At 71.4% G+C, this 18,366-nt stretch carries 18 protein-coding genes and 3 pseudogenes; 13 read left to right on the plus strand and 8 right to left on the minus strand.

Translation table 11 applies throughout. The annotated features are described in order from the left end of the window. Positions 1 to 185 precede the first annotated feature (185 nt). The 7 genes from ACWDGI_RS09245 (at position 186) to ACWDGI_RS09275 (ending at position 7,413) form a co-directional block, all read left to right on the plus strand. Positions 186 to 1,892 (plus strand): PHP domain-containing protein, encoded by a 1,707-nt coding sequence (locus ACWDGI_RS09245; RefSeq protein ID WP_450756968.1) that lies wholly within the window; start codon positions 186 to 188, stop codon positions 1,890 to 1,892. Beyond that, positions 1,889 to 2,488, plus strand: coding sequence for a hypothetical protein (locus ACWDGI_RS09250; protein ID WP_450756970.1), 600 nt, complete (start codon positions 1,889 to 1,891; stop codon positions 2,486 to 2,488). Before ACWDGI_RS09245 ends, ACWDGI_RS09250 begins: the two co-directional genes overlap by 4 nt. 160 nt (positions 2,489 to 2,648) lie before the next feature. Then, positions 2,649 to 4,493: a M1 family aminopeptidase gene (locus ACWDGI_RS09255; RefSeq protein ID WP_450756972.1), complete on the plus strand. Its 1,845-nt coding sequence runs from the start codon at positions 2,649 to 2,651 to the stop codon at positions 4,491 to 4,493. Positions 4,494 to 4,639: 146 nt separating this feature from the next. Continuing rightward, complete coding sequence (locus tag ACWDGI_RS09260; protein ID WP_450756974.1) at positions 4,640 to 5,305, plus strand: TMEM175 family protein; 666 nt, start codon at positions 4,640 to 4,642, stop codon at positions 5,303 to 5,305. 290 nt (positions 5,306 to 5,595) lie between these two features. Then, positions 5,596 to 6,219, plus strand: coding sequence for a DUF6230 family protein (locus tag ACWDGI_RS09265; protein WP_450756976.1), 624 nt, complete (start codon positions 5,596 to 5,598; stop codon positions 6,217 to 6,219). A gap of 38 nt (positions 6,220 to 6,257) precedes the next feature. Continuing rightward, on the plus strand, positions 6,258 to 6,743 hold the full coding sequence (locus ACWDGI_RS09270) for a DUF6114 domain-containing protein (RefSeq protein ID WP_450756978.1): 486 nt from the start codon (positions 6,258 to 6,260) through the stop codon (positions 6,741 to 6,743). Beyond that, positions 6,730 to 7,413, plus strand: coding sequence for a hypothetical protein (locus ACWDGI_RS09275; protein WP_450756979.1), 684 nt, complete (start codon positions 6,730 to 6,732; stop codon positions 7,411 to 7,413). Before ACWDGI_RS09270 ends, ACWDGI_RS09275 begins: the two co-directional genes overlap by 14 nt. 1 nt (position 7,414) lies before the next feature. Here the strand turns inward: ACWDGI_RS09275 and ACWDGI_RS09280 are convergent, their stop codons facing one another. From ACWDGI_RS09280 to ACWDGI_RS09310, 7 genes and pseudogenes are all read right to left on the minus strand, one after another. After that, positions 7,415 to 8,221: a thioesterase family protein gene (locus ACWDGI_RS09280; protein ID WP_450756981.1), complete on the minus strand. Its 807-nt coding sequence runs from the start codon at positions 8,219 to 8,221 to the stop codon at positions 7,415 to 7,417. 225 nt (positions 8,222 to 8,446) lie between these two features. After that, positions 8,447 to 8,713, minus strand: a pseudogene (locus ACWDGI_RS09285) (GNAT family N-acetyltransferase); the annotation flags it as partial. Between the two features lie 148 nt (positions 8,714 to 8,861). Further along, positions 8,862 to 9,338, minus strand: a pseudogene (locus ACWDGI_RS09290) (multicopper oxidase domain-containing protein); the annotation flags it as partial. Positions 9,339 to 9,404: 66 nt separating this feature from the next. Further along, a complete protein-coding gene (locus tag ACWDGI_RS09295; protein ID WP_450756983.1) occupies positions 9,405 to 11,237 on the minus strand; it encodes a phospholipase C in 1,833 nt (610 codons plus the stop codon). A 193-nt stretch (positions 11,238 to 11,430) separates the two neighbouring features. Then, complete coding sequence (gene efeB, locus ACWDGI_RS09300) at positions 11,431 to 12,666, minus strand: iron uptake transporter deferrochelatase/peroxidase subunit (RefSeq protein ID WP_450756985.1); 1,236 nt, start codon at positions 12,664 to 12,666, stop codon at positions 11,431 to 11,433. After that, a complete protein-coding gene (locus ACWDGI_RS09305) occupies positions 12,663 to 13,859 on the minus strand; it encodes an EfeM/EfeO family lipoprotein (protein ID WP_450756986.1) in 1,197 nt (398 codons plus the stop codon). Before ACWDGI_RS09305 ends, efeB begins: the two co-directional genes overlap by 4 nt. A 129-nt stretch (positions 13,860 to 13,988) precedes the next feature. Next, entirely contained in the window at positions 13,989 to 14,360 is a 372-nt protein-coding gene (locus ACWDGI_RS09310; RefSeq protein ID WP_450756988.1) for a MerR family transcriptional regulator, read from the minus strand. Between the two features lie 98 nt (positions 14,361 to 14,458). Between ACWDGI_RS09310 and ACWDGI_RS09315 the strand changes: the two genes are divergently transcribed. From ACWDGI_RS09315 to ACWDGI_RS09335, 5 genes are all read left to right on the plus strand, one after another. Beyond that, entirely contained in the window at positions 14,459 to 14,905 is a 447-nt protein-coding gene (locus ACWDGI_RS09315) for a hypothetical protein (RefSeq protein WP_450756990.1), read from the plus strand. Then, positions 14,902 to 15,057 (plus strand): hypothetical protein, encoded by a 156-nt coding sequence (locus tag ACWDGI_RS09320; protein ID WP_450757497.1) that lies wholly within the window; start codon positions 14,902 to 14,904, stop codon positions 15,055 to 15,057. Before ACWDGI_RS09315 ends, ACWDGI_RS09320 begins: the two co-directional genes overlap by 4 nt. Continuing rightward, the gene (locus tag ACWDGI_RS09325) at positions 15,054 to 16,118 is read left to right on the plus strand and encodes an enoyl-CoA hydratase/isomerase family protein (RefSeq protein WP_450756992.1); all 1,065 of its coding nucleotides are present in this window, start codon (positions 15,054 to 15,056) and stop codon (positions 16,116 to 16,118) included. The genes ACWDGI_RS09320 and ACWDGI_RS09325 overlap by 4 nt, the downstream gene beginning before the upstream one ends. A gap of 392 nt (positions 16,119 to 16,510) precedes the next feature. Next, complete coding sequence (locus ACWDGI_RS09330) at positions 16,511 to 16,732, plus strand: CbtB domain-containing protein (protein ID WP_351323751.1); 222 nt, start codon at positions 16,511 to 16,513, stop codon at positions 16,730 to 16,732. A gap of 21 nt (positions 16,733 to 16,753) precedes the next feature. Then, the gene (locus ACWDGI_RS09335) at positions 16,754 to 17,506 is read left to right on the plus strand and encodes a CbtA family protein (protein ID WP_450756994.1); all 753 of its coding nucleotides are present in this window, start codon (positions 16,754 to 16,756) and stop codon (positions 17,504 to 17,506) included. 246 nt (positions 17,507 to 17,752) lie between these two features. Here ACWDGI_RS09335 and ACWDGI_RS09340 read toward each other — a convergent pair whose 3' ends face one another. Next, on the minus strand, positions 17,753 to 17,920 hold the full coding sequence (locus ACWDGI_RS09340) for a hypothetical protein (RefSeq protein ID WP_450757499.1): 168 nt from the start codon (positions 17,918 to 17,920) through the stop codon (positions 17,753 to 17,755). A gap of 153 nt (positions 17,921 to 18,073) precedes the next feature. Here ACWDGI_RS09340 and ACWDGI_RS09345 point away from each other — a divergent pair. After that, a pseudogene (locus ACWDGI_RS09345) lies at positions 18,074 to 18,331 on the plus strand (barstar family protein); the annotation flags it as partial. Between the last annotated feature and the right edge of the window lie 35 nt (positions 18,332 to 18,366).

The raw sequence follows: 18,366 nt of genomic DNA on the forward strand, positions 1-18,366 counted from the left end.
GTACGGCCGCGTGCCGTGCTTTACGTCCGCGTGCACCTTCTTTACGTGCCAACTCCCCGTAGTTTGCTGCACATCAGCGGTTCTTTACCTCACCATGACCTCGACTCCCGTTGTTCACGCGACCTTCGCAGACTCTGCACGTCCTGGAGTCACCCCCCAGCCCGACGGCCCGCGGGAGTTCGCGCATGAGCCACGGTCACAGCCACGACCACGGTCATCATCACCACCATCACCACCACACGGACGGCGACGCCTCCTCGCTGCCGCCCGCCCTCGATCTGTCGGTCCCCGACGAGGAGCTGACGCCCGGTCAGCTCTCCCGCCGCTCGATGCTGCGCCGCACCGGTCTGCTCGGCGCGGGCCTCGCGGCGGGCAGTGTCCTCGCCGGCGCGGGTCAGGCCGCCGCCTCGGTCTCCTCCTCCCACTCCGGGAGCGGCCGCTCCGGCGACTTCCTGTGGCTGGCAGGCGACCACCACATCCACACCCAGTACAGCTCGGACGCCAAGTACCGGGTCGTCGACCACGTCCGCCAGGCCAACGCGCACGGCCTGGACTGGATGGTCATCACCGACCACGGCAGCGAGCAGCACGCCAAGATCGGTGTCGAGAAGGTCAACCCGGACATCGTCGCGGCCCGTGACGAGATCGACGACACGCTGGTCTTCCAGGGCCTGGAGTGGAACATCCCGGCCGCCGAGCACGGCACCGTCTTCGTCCACCCCGGCAAGAACGAGGTCGCCGTCCTCAAGGAGTTCGAGAACTCCTTCGACGGTTCGGTCAAGGGCGCCTCCGCCAACACCCCGGCCAACGAGGCGCTGGCCATCTCCGGCCTCAACTTCCTCGCCGAGCAGGTGCAGCGCCGCAAGGTCAAGGACGCCCTGTTCCTCGCCAACCACCCCGCGCGCAAGGGCATCGACTCCCCGCACGAGATCCGTGCCTGGCGCGACGCCCAGCCGTCGATCGCCGTCGGCATGGAGGGCGCCCCCGGCCACCAGGCGGGCGGCCTGCCCAAGCCGAACGGCCCCGGCTCCGCGCGCGGCATCTACGACAACAGCCCGAGCGCGGACTCCTTCGGCGGCTACCCGCTGGAGAGCTACCGCACCTGGGGCGGCTTCGACTGGATGACCGCCACCGTCGGCGGCCTCTGGGACAGCCTGCTCGCCGAGGGCAAACCCTGGTGGATCACCGCCAACTCCGACTCCCACAACGTGTACGCCGACACCGCGGTACGCGGCCCCAACAGCGACTTCAACGCCAACGGCCGTTACAACGACCCGGTCTATGGCGGCGGTGTCAGCCTCACCGACACCGACTTCTGGCCCGGCCAGTACTCCCGTACCCACGTCGGTGCCGCTTCCTTCTCCTACAAGTCGGTCATGGACGGCATCCGGGCCGGCCGGGTCTGGGTCGACCACGGCGGCCTGATCAGCGGCCTGAACGCCCAGCTGCGCTCCGGCTCCCGCGCGGTCACCCTCGGCGGCGTGCTCCAGGTCCGCAGGGGCAGCCAGGTCGACCTGGTCGTCGAGATCAGCCTCGCCAACGGCCCCAACTGGGCGCAGTTCGTGCCGGCCCTGGCCCGCGTCGACGTCATCCAGGGCGATGTCACCGGCAAGGTGAGCGACAAGGACACCTTCGCCGCGCCCGCCACCAAGGTCGTGAAGTCCTTCGAGGTCGACAAGGCCACCGGGGCCGTCCGGCTGACCTATTCCCTCGGCCGCCTCGACAAGCCGGTGTACGTGCGGCTGCGCGGCACCGACGGAAACCGCTCGGCGGTCGGCATCCACGGTGCCGCGGTGGACCCGGCGGGCCCGGCCATCGACGTCCTCGGCGACGCCGACCCGTGGAAGGACCTGTGGTTCTACTCCAACCCGATGTGGGTCCTGCCCGCATGACCTCCCGGCACCACGCCGCCGGCGTCCACCCCGTCATCGGGGTGGACGCCGGCACGGCGACCCTGCGCGAGGCGGACCATCTGATCCACGAGCTGCTGGGCCGACTGGCGCTCCCGGACGGCGTGTTCGCCTGCACCCACCTGCACCGCACCGACGAGCGCCGGGGTACGGCGGTGTCGCTGGCGGTCCCGGACCCGGACGCGGTGTGGCGGGAACTGCTGACGGCGCTCCCGGAGGGCACCGGCCTGGCCCTGGCCGACCGCACCCACGGCCCGGGCGACGCGGCGGACAGCGCCCGCCGGGCGGCCGCCGCACCCCGCACCTCCGGCAGGGCGGTCGTCTACCCGGGCGTGCGGCGCCTCACCGGCACGGTCACCGCGGGCGCGATCCTCGACCGCACCGCCGTCGAACGCCTGGTGGTGCTCGGCGCACCGGCCGCCGAACTCCCGCCCGCCACACAGATCCTGACGCAGGACCACGTACGCCCGGAGTGGCGCGACGGCGTCCTCACCCTGGCCCTGGTCCCGGCGGCGGGCGGCCTGCTGGCCCCGTTCGAGGTCCCCAACCCCACCCCGTGCTGCGCGGACCATCTCTGACGCGCGGGATATCCCTTAGTGACATGGCCTGGTCAAGTCTGTCAGGCTTCGGACTCGCACCACTCGTAACGCGTGACCTGTGACCGCTCCCCGGCGCACCCCAGCCGGACCGGCGGTCACCGAGCAGACCGGGATCCCGGTCGCCGCAAAGGAGTTTCGTGTGAGATCGACCCCCCACAAGGCCTTCGTCACCAGTGCGTTGGCCGTCGCGGCGCTGGCCGCGGCCCTGCTCCCCGGCAGCACGGCGTCGGCCGCCGAGGAGGCGGCCTGCACTCCGACCCAAGTGGTCGCCAACGGCGGCCTGGAGAGCGGCACTTCGTCCTGGACCCAGTCCTCGACCAGTGTGATCACCAGCCGCACCGGGCAGAGCGCCCACGGCGGCACGAGCTTCGCCTGGCTCGACGGCGTCGGCAGCACGCACACCGACACGCTCTCCCAGAGCGTCACGATCCCGTCCGGGTGCAGCAGCGCCACCCTCACCTTCTGGCTGCACATCGACACCGCCGAGACCACCTCGTCCACCGCGTACGACAAGCTCACGGCGAAGATCGGCAGCACGACCCTGGCGACGTACTCGAACCTGAACAAGGCCACCGGCTACGTCCAGAAGTCGTTCGACGTGTCGGCGTTCGCCGGCCAGACCGTGAGCCTCGCCTTCACCGGCACCGAGGACTCGAGTCTCCAGACGAGCTTCGTCCTGGACGACATCGCCCTCAACACCTCCGGCGACACCGCCCCGCCGGCCGACTCGACGCGCACGCCGGCCGCCCCGTCGTACACCGTCAGTCTCAGCAGCAACACCGCCGGCACCGTCTGGACCGGACACGAGAGCACGACCTTCACCAACGCCTCGGCCACTCCGCTCACCGAGGTGTACCTGCGGCTGTGGGACAACTACCACGGCACCTGCTCCGCGCCGCCGATCACGGTCACCAATGTCACCGGCGGTACCGCGGGCGCCCTCTCGGTGGCCTGCACGGCCCTCCAGATCGCGCTGCCGACCCCGCTGGCGCAGGGCCAGTCGACCACGATCGGCTTCGACCTGGGGATCACCGTCCCGAGCGGCGCCGACCGGTTCGGCCACGACGGCGCCTTCAGCATGATCGGCAACGCGCTGCCGGTCCTCGCGGTCAAGGACGGCTCGGGCTGGCACCTGGACCCGTACACGAACAACGGCGAGTCCTTCTACTCCCTGGCCGCCGACTTCAAGGTGACCCTCGACCACCCGACCACCCTGCTGGTCCCGGCCACCGGCACCTCGGTCGACACCCCCGGCACCAGCGGGCGCACGGTCACCACGGCCACCGCGTCCAAGGTCCGTGACTTCGCGTGGGCGGCGGGCCCGTTCACCAAGATCTCGGGCACCTCGACGGCGGGCACCCCGATCAACATCTACTCGGTCTCGGGCATCAGTTCGTCCAGTGCGCAGTCCATGCTCACCACCGCGAAGACCGCGGTCGACGCCCACGCGGGCCGCTTCGGCGCCTACCCGTACGGCGAGCTGGACGCCGTCATCGACAACAACTTCTGGTTCGGCGGCATGGAGTACCCCGGCTTCGTCCTCGACCTGGTCAGCACCACGGCGCTCACCCATGAGATCGGCCACCAGTGGTTCTACGGCATCGTGGGCGACGACGAGTACAACAGCCCCTGGCTGGACGAGGCGTTCACCGACTACGCCACCGACCTGGCCCTGGGCAGCACCGGCACGAACTGCTGGAACAGCGTCTCCTGGGCCTCGTCCGCGGAGAACATCACCAACTCGATGGCCTACTGGGACGCCCACTCGTCCCGCTACTCCACCGTCGTCTACGGCTACGGCAAGTGCGCCCTGCACGATCTGCGCCGCACCCTGGGTGACACCGTGATGGCCAAACTCCTCAAGGACTACGCCACTTCGCACTGGTACGGCGTCTCGACCACGGCCGAGTTCAAGGCCGCCGCGCAGGCCGCCACGACCACGGACCTGACGTCGTTCTGGGCCACCCACCGCATCATCGGCTGATCGCACACCCTCCTGTGAGCCCGGGCGTGGCACGGCCGTCGGTCAAGGCCGTGCCACGTCCTGGTCGTACCCGCTCCTGGCGTACACCGCGGTGTGGTAATCATTCCGTCGTCCCGTACGTCGAGGAATGCCGTGGTGCCGCCTCCATGAACCGACCCCGCCCCCTTGCCTTCCGTCGCCGCGAGGTCTCCGTGGCACCGGAACGGCTGGCGATGCTCGGTGACGCCGTGTTCGCCATCGCCATCACGCTGCTCGCCCTCGACATCACCGTCCCCGAGGGCCTGCACGACTCCGAGGTCGCCCACGCCGTACGGGAGTTGTTCCCCGCGATCGGCGCGTACCTGCTGAGCTTCGCCGTCATCGGCGTGCTCTGGCTGACCCAGCACGCCCTGTTCACGCGGATCGCCGACGTCGACCGCTCGCTGCTCTACCTGTACTTCGCCCTGCTGGCGGTCGTGGCCGCGCTGCCCTTCCCGACCAAGCTGCTCAGCCAGTACGGCGAGACGACCACGGCGACGGCCTGTTACTCGGGCGCGATCGCCCTTTCCCTGGGCCTCCTGTGCGCGATGTACCTGCGGCTGCTGACCGCGCCCGCGCTGGCCACCGCGGACGTGGAGCCCGGGCGGCTGCGGACGGCGGTCCGCAGCAACCTCCTGGTCGTCCTGGTCTTCGCCACGGCGATCCCGGTGGCGTTCTGGTCACCGACCCTCGCCAAGTACTGGTGGCTGCTCGCGATCCCGGTCCGTGCCGTGCACCGCAGGCCCGCGGAGACCGCCGCCGCGGCACCGGCCGAGGCGGAGCCCGGGAACTGAGAGCGGCGCGAGGCCCCGGCCCGCGGACCGCTGGCCGGGGCCGTGCTGGGCCGGCTCTCGGCGACATGGGCACGTGACCCACTTCGAACGCCCGCCGGCCTGCTCGGACCCCGCACGGTCCACACCCCGTCGCCCGAAGGGCCCAGCAGAACTTGCATCACTCGAACGGCGGGCCTGGCGTGCAGCCGGTCGCCCGACCCGGAAGCCTAGGATCCGTCACCGGACAAACAGGACATCTTTCGCCTTGTCCGGCAGGGGCGGGGCATCACCTCACGACCGAAGGAGACGGGATGTCGCACCGCGCCGGGAGAACGCGCTGGCGGCTCTTCGCGGTGGTCCTGGTGCCCGGCGTCGCGGCGTGCGCCACCGTCGGAATCGGCATGGCGCAGGGTGTGCTCGCCGCGTCCTTCTTCATCTCCGGCCAGAAGTTCCAGCTCACCGCCGATTCGCTGACCGCCCGTGGGGTCAGCCTCTACAGCATGATCGACGTGACCAGGAAGCGTGAACTCGTACCCGTCGTGGTCACCGGCTTCCGGCATGCGAAGGTCAGCCGCCTCTGCGAGGCCATCACGGTCGACGTTCCGGTGCTGGGCACGCAGACCCTGCGCCTCACCGGCGGCGACCAGCGGCTGGCCGAGGCGTCGGACCTGTTCCTCGACTCCACGGCCGAAGCTGCCGCGGAAGCGAACTTCACCGGCCTCGACATCGGTGTCGCCCAGGGCGCCATCTCCAAAGGCCCGGTCAGGTCCGGAGACCGGGACTCCCGGTTCTTCGATCCGGACGGCATCGGGCTCCAGTCCACCTCGGTCACCCTCACCGACGTGCGGGTGAACACGCTCGCGCTGTCCGCCGGCACCTTCAACGTCCCGGGTCTGCGGGTGCGCATCCAACCGGGCAACCACACATGCCCCTGACCCGGCGGACCACGACACCACTGATCAGGACAGGACGCGTGATCACCAACCCCTTCGGCAGGCCGGCCGAACTGCTCGCCGCGGCACCGGGGTTCCGGCGCAGGTTCCGCACCTGGCGCGGCGAACGCCCCTTCTGGGCAGGCCTGTTCACCTTCACCGCAGGGCTGCCCATCCTCTACTGGCCCTTCGCGAAACTTGACCTGGGCGGCATCCCGCTCGCCCTGTCGACCACCTCGGGCGCCGGGTCCCTGGTGATCGGAACCCTGCTCCTGGTACTGGGCGTCGCGCTCTGCTGCCGTCCCCATCTCCGGGTGTTCGCCGGGATCGCCACCCTCCTGCTCGCCGTCATCTCCTTTCCCGTCGCGAACTTCGGCGGGCTCTTCCTGGGTGTCGCCTCCGGCCTGGTCGGCGGCTCGCTGGCCTGCGCCTGGCTGCCGCCCGCGGCCGGGGAACCGCCGGCACCGCCGAGCGAGGGCGGGACCACGGTCATTGCGGCGGCGGAGGGCCCAAGTGACGGCTGCTGACGACCGCACCGGCCGGGGTGTGCCCACCGACGAACGCGGTCGCCCGCGCCGTACGGGTACGACCGGTTCCGTGCTCGCCCGTGCTTCCCGGCCGCTCGCCTGCGCGGCGGCCGTGGCCTGCCTGTCCCTGTCCCTGCACCCGGCGTTGGGCGTCTCCTCGGCGGCCGCCGACGCACCACGGCACGGGCCGCGCCCGCCCCGCGCCGCCGAGGGCTCCTGGGTGCTGCGTGCCGACCGGCTCGTGCTGCGCGGTGCCAGGTTCCACGGGACGGCCACGGTGCGCACCGCCACGGGGACCGTCCGGGCGCTGAGGTTCACCGTGCGGTCGCTGGACGCCGTCGACCTCGACCTGACGGCCGGCCGGGGCCGCGCGGCGCTGCGCCTCAGGGCCAGACCGGCGACGACCTCCTCGTTCAAGGGGCAGGGTGCCGACGGCGTGGTCACCCTCTACGTCCGCAAGCTGTCCGGCAGGGTGACGGGCCTCGGCGGCGGCCCGCTCCCGGCGCGCCGTAGCGTCACCGTCACTCCCGACGCCGTACCCCGCTGGCTCGCGCACCCGGTCGCCCGGACCCGCACCATCACCCTCGTCTCGGCGACCGTGGCACAGGCCGTGCAGATCGGCGGCCGGCTGTCCATCAAGGGACCGCGGTGGCGGGCCGCGGCCAGGTGACCTACGCCCCCGGCAGCGGCCGGACCGTGAGGATCTGCGACGCGTGTCCGACCGGGCCGTCCACGTCGTGCAGGACCGTGCTGGTCAGACCCTGTCCGGTCGGGCCGAAGGTGACCTTGGTGTCCAACCCCGTCCAGATGCCCCGGGGCCGGCGGTGGAGGTGGACGGTCAGGTCGACGTTCGGGAACATCCACTCGGTGGGGGACTGCCGGACGGCGATGCCGTTGGCGGTGTCGACCAGGGTGAGATACGACGCGAGCGGACTGACCGGCACCCCGGCGACCAGCTGCACGGGTGTGGAGATCCAGGCCGCCGTACGGCCCGGGCGCCGCGGTTCGACCGGGCGGATCTCCACGGACTCGATGTAGCCGCCGGGCCAGAGCTCGCCCGCCGGCCACGGGGCGAGGGAGTCCGGCGGGACGAGAGGGTCGTCGGGGCCGCCGGCGACCGCGGTGGTGTCGAGTTCGGCCAGATACCAGGCGCGGGCCCGCAGGACCGATCGCCCGGAGATCCGTACGACCGCCTCGAGAAGCTCGATGGTCCGCCCGGGACGAACGGTCTCCACCTCGATCTCGCACTCGTCCAGGGCGAGGCGACCCAGGATGTCGTAGCTGATCCGGGAGAGCAGCAGACCGTTGTCCGGGCGGGCGGCCCGGTACTGGTCGAGGGCGTGGACGACCAGCCCCGACAGCGGACTGAAGTGCTGCTCGTCCGGCGCCCAGGCACCGACCGCGTGCGGCGTCGGCTTGTAGCGGTGGCCGTCGACGGCCTCGAAGTAACTGCCCGGGGACACGGTCGGGATGGACAACGGACGTCTCTCCTTGTCGGGATGAACACCTCGGACGCTATCGCCATCCGCGCCGTCGAGCCGGGTGAGAAAGTGCACAGTGCATGTAATCCGCCGGGGCTGGGGCAGGCGCCGCGGCTGCCGGGCCGTCCGGCGGCCCATGGCGTCACGGGGTGCGGAAGCCGCGGAAGGTCACCTGCCTGCGGCTCTCGAAGCCGAGCCGTTCGTAGAGCGCGATCGCGCTGGCTGCCGGCCTTCGAGGACGAAGACCGGCTCCCGCTCCCGCGGCGGAAGCGCCGGGCAGCTGAACATGTCGGCGAACGCGCCCGGGCCGAGCAGCCTGGCCAGGTCGCTCCAGTCGTCCGGGCCGGGGTGGGCGGACACCGACGAGAAGGTCGCGACGTCCCGCAGATAGCTGACGGCCCGGCCGAGCCGGCGGCCGAGATGCGCATGGTGACCGCTCAGGGACGCGCCCGCCGGGTCGTCGAGTGCGACGGTCTCCCCGCTCGTCATCGTGGAGCGCCCCTTCCGCAGTGCCGCATTCCGTGCCGCCGGTGATCGTAACCAGCGTGCGCCGGGGAGTCCGCGGAGGGCGGCGGTGACGGCTCGCGTCGGCACCGCACCACCACCGTGGAGTGCCGACGCGAGTCGCCGCGGAAGGTCAGCCGGTGTGGCCTCCGTCATGGCCGCCGTGGGCCGCGCCGTGGTCGAACTTCATCGCCTCCTCGGGCATGACGACGAACGGCCGCATCATCCCCATGTCCTCGTGTTCGAGGAGGTGGCAGTGGTACATGAACCGTCCGTACGCGCCGTCGAACTTCCCCATGACGCGCAGGATCTGGCCGCCCGGCACCCGGAAGACGTCCTTGTGGCCCCGCTCGTTGGGCGCCAGCGGGAGCTGCGTGGCCGCGTCGTGGGCGATCGGCCTGGTCGTGCCGCCCACCGCCGGGTCGAAGCCCGAGACGTCGTGGGCGTCGCGGCCCAGCAGCTGGAAGTCGGCCAGATGGATGTGCATCGGGTGGACGATCGGCGCGAGGCTGAGGAAGCTCCACTGCTCGTAGGAGCCGTCGGCGATGGTGAAGCCCAGCGCGTCGTTGAACGTCCGGGAGGTGCGGCGGTACGTCTTCGTCGTGCCGTCGGCTCACGCACCTCGGCACGGTCCGGGGAGGAGGACCGTGCCGAGGTGACAGGGGTCGTGCTGAGGTCAGGCCGTGGTGCGCTGCCTACGGCGCAGCGTCAGGTACGTGCCCGTGGCGCCGGCGGCCACCAGGGCGCCCACGCCGAGGCTCACCGGGAGGGCCGGGAACGCGCCGGAGCCGGTCGCCGCGGCCGTGTTCACCATCGCCGGGCCCGGCGTGATGTGCGTGCTGACCGGAGCCACGTGGTGGATCGGGCCGACGTGCTTGACGGAGCCGTTCGCGTTCAGCAGCACCTGCTTGTTGTTGGGGTGCCGGAAGTCGAACATGTTGGTCAGCGAGCCCGCGGTGGCGTCGAAGGAGTGGTCGCCGACGCGGCCGGTGCGCCAGTTGTCCTCGATGAAGCGGATGACGGACGACTGGTCGGTCTGCGTGTGGTCGACCTTGTTCACCTTGCTGTACGGCGAGATGACCAGCAGCGGCTGCCGGGTGCCCGGCCCGCAGCGGTCGGCGTAGCCGCCGGACGCGGCCGGGCCCGCCTGGCAGGCCGCGCTGTCGAGCGCCTTGCCGTTGGAGCCGGCCGTGGTGTCCTTGGAGCCGTTGCGGGGCTTGGCGTAGGCGTGGTCGTACCAGCCGTCGGAGTCGTCGTAGGCGACGACGACCGCCGTGGACTTCCACTCCGGGGAGCTCTGGACGGCGTTGATCTCGTTGACGAGGAAGTGCTGCTCGTCGATCGGGTCGGAGTACCCGGCGTGGCCGTCCTGGTACTCACCGGCCTTGAGGAAGCTGACGGCCGGGAGCTTGCCCGCCTTGGCGGCCGCGCTGAAGTCGGTCAGGTCGTAGTTGTGGTTCGCCTGGCCGTTGTGACCGATCTCGTTCACGTTCTTCGGCGCCACGTGGTGCGGGTTGGACGTCGATTTGTAGTACGAGAACGGGTTGTGGTGCGGGCTGTAGTCGACCACGGAGGCGCCGCCGACGTTGCTGTGCGTGGTGTCGCACTTGGCGTGGTCGGCCGGCTTGCCGTCCCAGCCGGTCGACGGACGGAAGCCGCCCTGGAACCAACCCCACGTCACATGCTTGGAGTTGAGCAGGTCACCGACGTTCCTGCCCTGCAGCGAGGCCAGCGCGCTGGTGCTGGTGTGGTCCTTGTCGGAGCAGTCGTCGAAGGCCGGGTCGGGGTCGTTGATGACCGTGCCCACGCCCTTGGCGTTCGGGGAGGCGATGGCGTAGGAGTCGGGCGTCGACGTCTGCTTGCCGGTGACGGAGTCGACCGAGATCGCGCCGTGCGTCTGACCCGAGATCAGGTTGAGCGCGCCGGGCGTGGACGGGCCGTAGACCGAGCTGTAGGAGCGGTCGTTGAGGGCGTACTGCTGGGCGTAGTTCCACAGCCCGGTGACGGTGTTGCCGTCGTAGTAGTCCATGACCAGGCCCGGCTCGCCGAACAGGCCGCCGCTGCACTTGTCGACCTCGGTGTTCTGCACGAACTGGTCGGCCCTGCCGCCGTCGTAGGCCAGCTGCTCGGGCCCGTAGGAGTGGTTCTGGTCGCAGGTCAGCGCCTGTGACGGGGAAAGCCGCTTGGGCGTGTACTGGTTCGGGTTCTTCGTGAGCAGCCCGGCGTGCGCGACGGTGTCGATGTCCTTCGGGGTCTTCCTGGACGCCGTGAACTTCGTGCCGTCGGTGTTCGCGGCCTTCGGGTAGGTCGCGAAGTAGTGGTCGAAGGAGATGTTCTCGTCGAACAGCACGACCACGTGCTTGATCGGGGTCGCGGTCGACGACCCACCACCGTGCCCGGCGGGGACGGCCGCCCAACTGGGCGCGGTGCCGCCGAGGACCGTGAGCGCGGCGGCCCCCGCGAGCGCCCCCAGACTCCTGATCGCCGTTCGTCTTGCTGTGCTGGCCATGCGGACTCACCCTCCGGGCATGAACGTCACTGCGTCGTACAGGCAGGGATGCTTCGCCCGCTTCCGGGCGCTGTGGCGGAGCCATGATGGCGGCTGAATGAATAGCGGGTCAGGGATGCTGGGGCAAATCTTGACCGGGTATTGACCGATCAGGCCGGGGAGTTGTCCGAACAAGCTCAGGTTGTGGACGGGCTCAGGTGAGGAGCGCGCGCCCGTACCAGTCGTCGGTGTCCCGCACCCCGGGCAGCGCGAAGAAGTACCCGCCGCCGAACGGCGAGACGTAGTCGACCAGCGGTTCGCCGGCCAGCCGCTTCTGCACGGTCTCGAACTGCCGCGCCAGGTCCTGCTGGTAGCAGCTGAACAGCAGGCCCATGTCGAGGTTGCCGTTGCTGTCCATGCCCCGGTCGTAGTTGTAGGCGCGGCGCAGGACGCGCTGCCCGGCGGTGGCCGTGGTGCGCGGGTTGGCCAGCCGGATGTGCGCGTCCAGCGGGATGACGTCACCCTTGGGATCGGCCGCGTAGTCGGGCGTGTCGTGCTCGGCGTCGCCGTCCAGGGGCGCCCCGGACCGGCGGGAGCGGCCGAACATCCGCTCCTGCTCGCTCAGCGAGACCCGGTCCCAGAACTCCACCAGCATGCGGATGAGCCGTACCACCTGGTAGCTGCCGCCGACCGCCCAGTCCGGCTCGCCGGAGTCCGCGCCGACCCACACCAGCCGGTCCATCTCACGGGCGCTGCCGGTCTCCGGGTTGGCGGTGCCGTCCTTGAAGCCGAGCAGGTTGCGCGGGGTGCCGGACGGCCGGGGCGGGCTGGTGAACCCGTCCAGCCGCCAGCGGACCTGCATGCCGCCCCGGGTGTGCCGGGCTATGTCGCGCAGGGCGTGCAGCACGGTGTCGGTGTCGTCCGCGTGCAACTGCAAACTGAGGTCGCCGTGGCACCACTCGGGCCGGAGGTCGTCGTCGGGGAAGGCCGGCATCGTGGTCAGCCGGCGGGGCCTCAGTCTCCCGAGCCCGTAGCGGTCGTCGAAGAGCGAGGCGCCGACGCCGACGGTCACCGCCAGCGCCCTCGACGGCAGTTCCTCACCGAGGACGCCGGAGTCGGCGGGCGGCCCGGTGACGCCCACCGGATCGGGGGTGCCGCCGGAGGTCAGGAAGCGGGCGCGGTCGGTGAGCGTGCGCAGCAGGTCGGTCAGCTCGGCGCGGTCGGTGGCGGTGACGTCGAGCGAGGTGAAGACGGTCGACCGGCGCGGTGCCGCGATCGCGGACTGCTGACGGGCGCCGTGGAAGGGCGCGAGGGCGGCCGTCGCCGCCGTGCGGTCCGCGACCGGGGCGGCCGCCCCGCCGGCGGCCAGTCCCGCGCCCGCGAGCGCCGCGCCCCGCAGGAAGCCACGGCGGCCGACACCGCCCCTGCCGGTCGTCTCGTCGGTGCTCACCCCGTCCTCCGCGGGTCGCACAGGGTCGCCACCGACGCCAGCCGTTCCACCAGGTCCCCGAGCGCCGCGTCGACGTTCTCGCGCTGCCGGTGGCTCAGCTGCCCCAGGGGTGTCCAGGTGCCCCCGTGCTCGAACCCGTCGAGCGTCTTCCCGAGCCGGTCCAGTTCGCCCTCCAGACCGGCCAGACCGGCGTACCGGGTGGCCAGCAGCGGGCGCAGCCGGGACATGACCTGCACCGTGCCGTCCAGGTTGGCGCGGGCGGTGGCGAGGTTGCTGCCGCTGCCGTAGTCGGTGCGGCCGGTCAGCTCGAACTGCACCGTGTTCTCCAGGATCTCGTGCGCCCGCAGCCCCAGCTGGGCGGGGTCCATCCGGGTCTGGGCCCAGTCGTCGCGGAGCGCGGTGACCGCCTTGACCAGGCCGGCCGCCGGGCCGCGCAGGCCGCTCGCGGACTCGCCGTGCCACAGGCCGTACTCGACGCGGTGGAAGCCCGTGAAGTCCTTGTCGTGCACCCCGCCGGGCAGGCCCGCCTCCGTGCCGTTGATCGCGCCGTCCGCGGCCCCGAAGGCGTCGTACGCCGCGCCCAGTCGCTCGTACTCCAGGTGCGCCGGCAGCCAGGCGGTACGGGCGGCCGCGAGGTCGCCGCCGTCGATCGCGTCCCGCAGTGTCGTCGTCAGCCGTACGACGTCGGACAGGCCGCCGCCGATCCACTTCTGGTAGGCGAGCGCCGGCGGGATCAGGTCGTGCTCGGTGACCGGAGCCGCGGCCGGGCCGCTCCTCCCCTCGGCGATGCGGACCGTGGGCCCGGTGACGGCGTCGGCGTCGTCGGGGACGCACTTGAACGCGTAGCTGCCCTTGCCGAGGCGGACGGTGAGTTCCCGGGTGGTACCGGGGCCGACGTCCTCCACCTCGCCGTAGACGGCCTGGCTCTCCGGGTCCTCCAGCAGGACCTCGGCGGGGCCGTCGGTCGGGTTGCGCAGGTCGAAGACCTGGACGCCGGGGACCGGCGCGCGCCAGCCCCGGCCACAGCGGCTGGCGGACACCTCCACCGTGGTGTGCGGCAGGGCGGCCGGGCCGGCGTGTGCGGGGCGTGAGTCGTGCGTGAGCGCCAGGACGCCGGCCACCAGGCAGAGGACGGCGACCGCGACGACCGCCCAGGGACGCAACGACCTCCGGGCGAGGCCGGACAACACCATCCCGAGCTCCCGGGTCCGTACCGTTCGTGATCGCCTCATGCTAGGCACGCCCGCGCACTCGAACGGCCGTCCAGGGAAACCCATGACCAAGAGTTCCCTGCCGGTTCACCGGACCTCCCGAAGAGCCCCTCAGCCGGTGCCGGGCCGGACCTCCGCGCGCAACGGGCATCCGGTGCCGACACGCTCTTCGAGTTCGCTCCGCAGGGCCGCGAGTTCGGCCATGCGCGCGTCCACGACCCGGATCTTCTCCTGGAACAGCGCGGACAGCGCCTCGGCCGAGTCCGGCGCGTCGCCCAGCTCCTCGAAGTGCCGGCCGATCTCGGCCAGCGAGAAACCGAGGGTCTGCGCGGTACGGACGTAGTGCAGCCAAGGCACCGTCTCCGGCGGGAAATCACGGTAGCCGTTGGACAGCCGGCGACCCGTGACGAGGCCGATCCTCTCGTAGAAGCGAATCGTGTCCTTGCTCAGGCCGGCCCGCGCGGCCAGCTCTCCGATACGCATGACCCTCCGCCGGACCGCCGCACTGGGACTTGACGTTGGACAGTACTCCACTGTTTAGCGTGAGGCGTCGCTGCCACGAGATGAGCAGGAGCCCCGTCGTGATCCGTCTTGCCGCCCCCATCCACCCCGCCTATCCGCGCGTCGTCCGCGCGAGCGCCTGGTACGACCTCGTCGTCACCGCGGGATTCGCGACCCCGTGGACCTATGCGCTCGTACACGACGGACTGTCGTCGCTGGGGGACGCCCTCGGGCTCGGCGTGCTGCCCGCCCTCGACCCGACGCAGACCCTGTACGCGAACCTGATGGGCTCGGTCGTGGTGGTGTGGGCGCTGCTGCGGATCGTCGAACCACGGCCGGCCCACGGCCTGTTCGACGGCGTGGCCCGGGTCCTGTTCGCCCTGTGGCAGGCGTACGCGCTGGGCCACGGTGCCACGCGGCTGCTGTGGCTCTTCCTCGTGGTGGAGGTGGCGTTCGGTGCCGCCCAGCTGTGGCCGTGGCGGTGGACACGGCGGACCGGCATGGCCTCCTACCCTCATCTGCCATGAACACCATCGCGGATACGACGGCCGTGACGAACCTGATCGCACGGTACGCGGAGCTGGTCGTCCGTGACCTGCGGGTCCAGCAGATCCTGGAAGGAAACAACGAGAACATGCGCGTCATCGTGGCCCGCGGCCTCACGGAGGCCCTCGGATGAGCGACGTCCTGCTCCACACCGCCGGCCGGGCGGCCCACCTCACCCTCAACCGCCCCAGGGCCCTCAACGCCCTGTCCCACGCCATGGTCCGCTCCGTCGACCAGGCCCTCACCGCCTGGGAGCACGACCCGGCCGTCGAGACCGTCGTCATCACCGGCGCGGGGGAGCGCGGCCTGTGCGCGGGCGGCGACATCCGGAGCATCTACGAGGACGTCCGCGCCGGGGGCGGCACCGCGTCGGCGGAGTTCTGGCGCGACGAGTACCGCCTCAACGCCCGGATCGCCCGCTACCCCAAGCCCTATGTCGCGATCATGGACGGCATCGTCATGGGCGGCGGCGTCGGCGTCTCCGCACACGGCAGCGTCCGGATCGCCACCGAGCGGTCGCGGATCGCGATGCCGGAGACCGGCATCGGCTTCGTCCCCGACGTCGGCGGCACGTACCTGCTCGCTCTCGCCCCCGGCGAACTGGGCACCCACCTCGCGCTGACGGGCGCTCAGATCGGTGCGGCGGACGCCCTGCTGTGCGGACTCGCCGACCACTGTGTCCCCTCGGACAGGATCGAGCGGCTGATCGCCGACCTCGCCGACCGGCCCGTGCACGACGCGCTCGACCGGCACGTGCGACCGGCGCCGGAAGGCGAACTGGCCCGTCACCGGGAGTGGATCGACGCCTGCTACGCCGCCGACACGGTCGAGGAGATCGTCCGGCGGCTGCTCGCCCACGGCGACCCGGCGGCGAAGGAGGCGGCGCAGACCCTGCTCAGCAAGTCACCGACCTCCCTGAAAGTCACCCTGGCGGCGATGCGCCGGGCCCGGCGGCTCGGTCCGCTGGAGCGGGTCCTCGACCAGGAGTACCGCGTCTCCTGTGCCGCCCTGTCCGCCCCGGACCTGATGGAGGGCATCCGTGCCCAGGTCATCGACAAGGACCGCGACCCGCGCTGGTCCCCGGCCACCCTCGCCGAGGTCACCGACGCCGACGTCGACCGGTTCTTCGCTCCGCTCGGCGAACGCGAACTGGGGCTCGCCGGCCCCGACACCACGACGGAGGCGGCTTGGTGAGCCGTACCGTCGCCGCCGAGTTGTACGCCGCCTGCGCCGAACGCGTCGGAGCCGCCGAGGACTTCTCCGGCGTCGTACCAACCATCCGGGACCAGCGCGGGGAGCCGGAATGAGCACGGCGCCCGACGGGTTCCGTCACCGCTGACCCGGCACCCCCATAACAGGCCACCGGGCGCGAGATGAAGATCACGCCTGGTGGTGCGGTCTTGGCCGTGCTCCTGACACGCGGTACGGTCTGTCCGATATCGACGACGACAGAACGGAAGCCGGTGGAAGTCCGGCACGGTCGCGCCACTGTATGCGAGAGCCCTCGGGAGCTCGTGAGTCAGACCCGTAGCCGTCGTCCACCGCACCACCGAGATGGGACGCGAACTCCCAGAGGAGGTTCTGCCATGGCGCAGACCGTCGCGCAGCCGACAGCCACCACCCCCGTCGTTCCCGCCAAGCTGCCGCTGAGCGCGATAGCTCCCTGGGCGGTCTTCTTCGGCATCCTCATGCTCATCCTGCTCTACTTCGTCGGCGCCGAGCAGGGCGCCACCTCCGTGTTCAGCGGCACGGACGTCCACGAGTGGGTGCACGACGCCCGCCACCTCCTCGGCTTCCCCTGCCACTGACGCAAGGGACGCCGCACGCCCATGAACTCCGCAACGGTAAGAAACCTCCTGGTGCGGGGCATGCTCGCCGGCCTCGCCGCCGGTGTGCTCGCCCTGGTCGTCGCCTATCTCCTCGGTGAACCGAACGTCGACAAGGCGATCGGCTTCGAGGACGCCCACTCGCACGAGCACGAGATGGAGGTCGTCTCCCGCTCCCTCCAGTCCACCGCGGGCCTGGCCACGGGTGTGCTGGTCTACGGGGTCGCCTTCGGCGGCATCGCGGCACTCGCCTACTGCTTCGCCCTGGGCCGCGTCGGCCGCTTCTCGCCGCGGGCGACGGCACTGCTGCTGTCCGTCTGCGCGCTGCTCGCCGTGTACGTGGTGCCCTTCCTGAAGTACCCGGCCAACCCGCCGTCGGTGGGCGACCCGGACACCATCGGCAAGCGGACCACGCTGTACTTCCTGATGATGGTGCTCAGCGTGCTCCTGGCGGTCGCCGCCACCATCCTGGGCAAGCGGCTCCGGCCGAGCCTCGGCACCTGGTGGGCGACCGTGGTCGCGGTCGCCGGATTCGCGGTCGTCATCGGACTGGCGTACCAGTTCCTGCCGACCATCAACGAGGTGCCGACGGACTTCCCGGCCACCCTGCTGTGGCGGTTCCGGCTCTCGGCGCTGGCCATCCAGCTGGTGCTGTGGGGCGGGTTCGGCCTGCTCTTCGGCGAGTTGGCGGAACGGCAGCTCAACCCCAGGCCGGCGACGGCCCCGGCCGGGCGGACGGTTCCCGCCGCACACTGAACGACGCACGACACGCGAGGGCCCTCCGGAACCATCCGGGGGCCCTCTCGCGTTCTTTGGGCACCACCCGGTCGCTCGGCCGTGGGTGCGTCGGGACGGCCTGGCGGAGCCAGGTGTGCCACATCCCTGGTCGGGGAATCCCGTGCAGTCCGAGAAACTCGGCGTACCCACCTGTGTCTCCCCGTCCGGCTGCTCGGCCGGCAAGGGCAACGACACTGGCGGCGACGGCTCCCGCGGCGAGCCGTGTCAGTGCTCGCGGGCGTCCGGTCGCTCCGCCCGGGTGGTCGCCAGATAGGCGCGCACCAGTGCCTGTCCCGCCCCGCGGCGCACGGGGCGGCAGTCGGGGCAGCGCCTCACATGGTCCAGATAGGTGTCGTAGCGATCCTGGACGGCGGGCGCGAGGGAGTTCTCCACGGTGCGGCCTCTCGTGAGTGCCCGGGGGCGCGGGAGTTGACTGATGGTCAGTATGTCCCGTCGCAGGCGTTCCGGAACGTCCGCCGCGCCCGTTCGGGAGCCGTTCGGCCGACCGCCCGCTTCCTGCCGTACGAGCGCCGTATCCTGCGGGCCGTGACGGCGGCCTCTGTACTGGACGGCACCCGGATCGCAACACTGGAGGACTTCCGGCGGATGATCGGCGAGGCGGTCAACGGGCCCGGCGGCTACTTCGGCCGTAATCTCGGCGCGCTCGCCGACTGCCTCGGCGGCGGCTTCGGCACCCCCGGCGACGATGGCTTCGTCTTCGAGTGGCGCGACCACGAGACGTCCCGGGTGAATCTCGGCCACCTGGAGACCGCCCGCCAACTGGAGCTCTTCGCGCAGCGCGCGCCGGGTGCGCTGCGGCTGCTGTGAACCCGCCGTGA

This window comes from Streptomyces sp. NPDC001220, assembly GCF_053597895.1.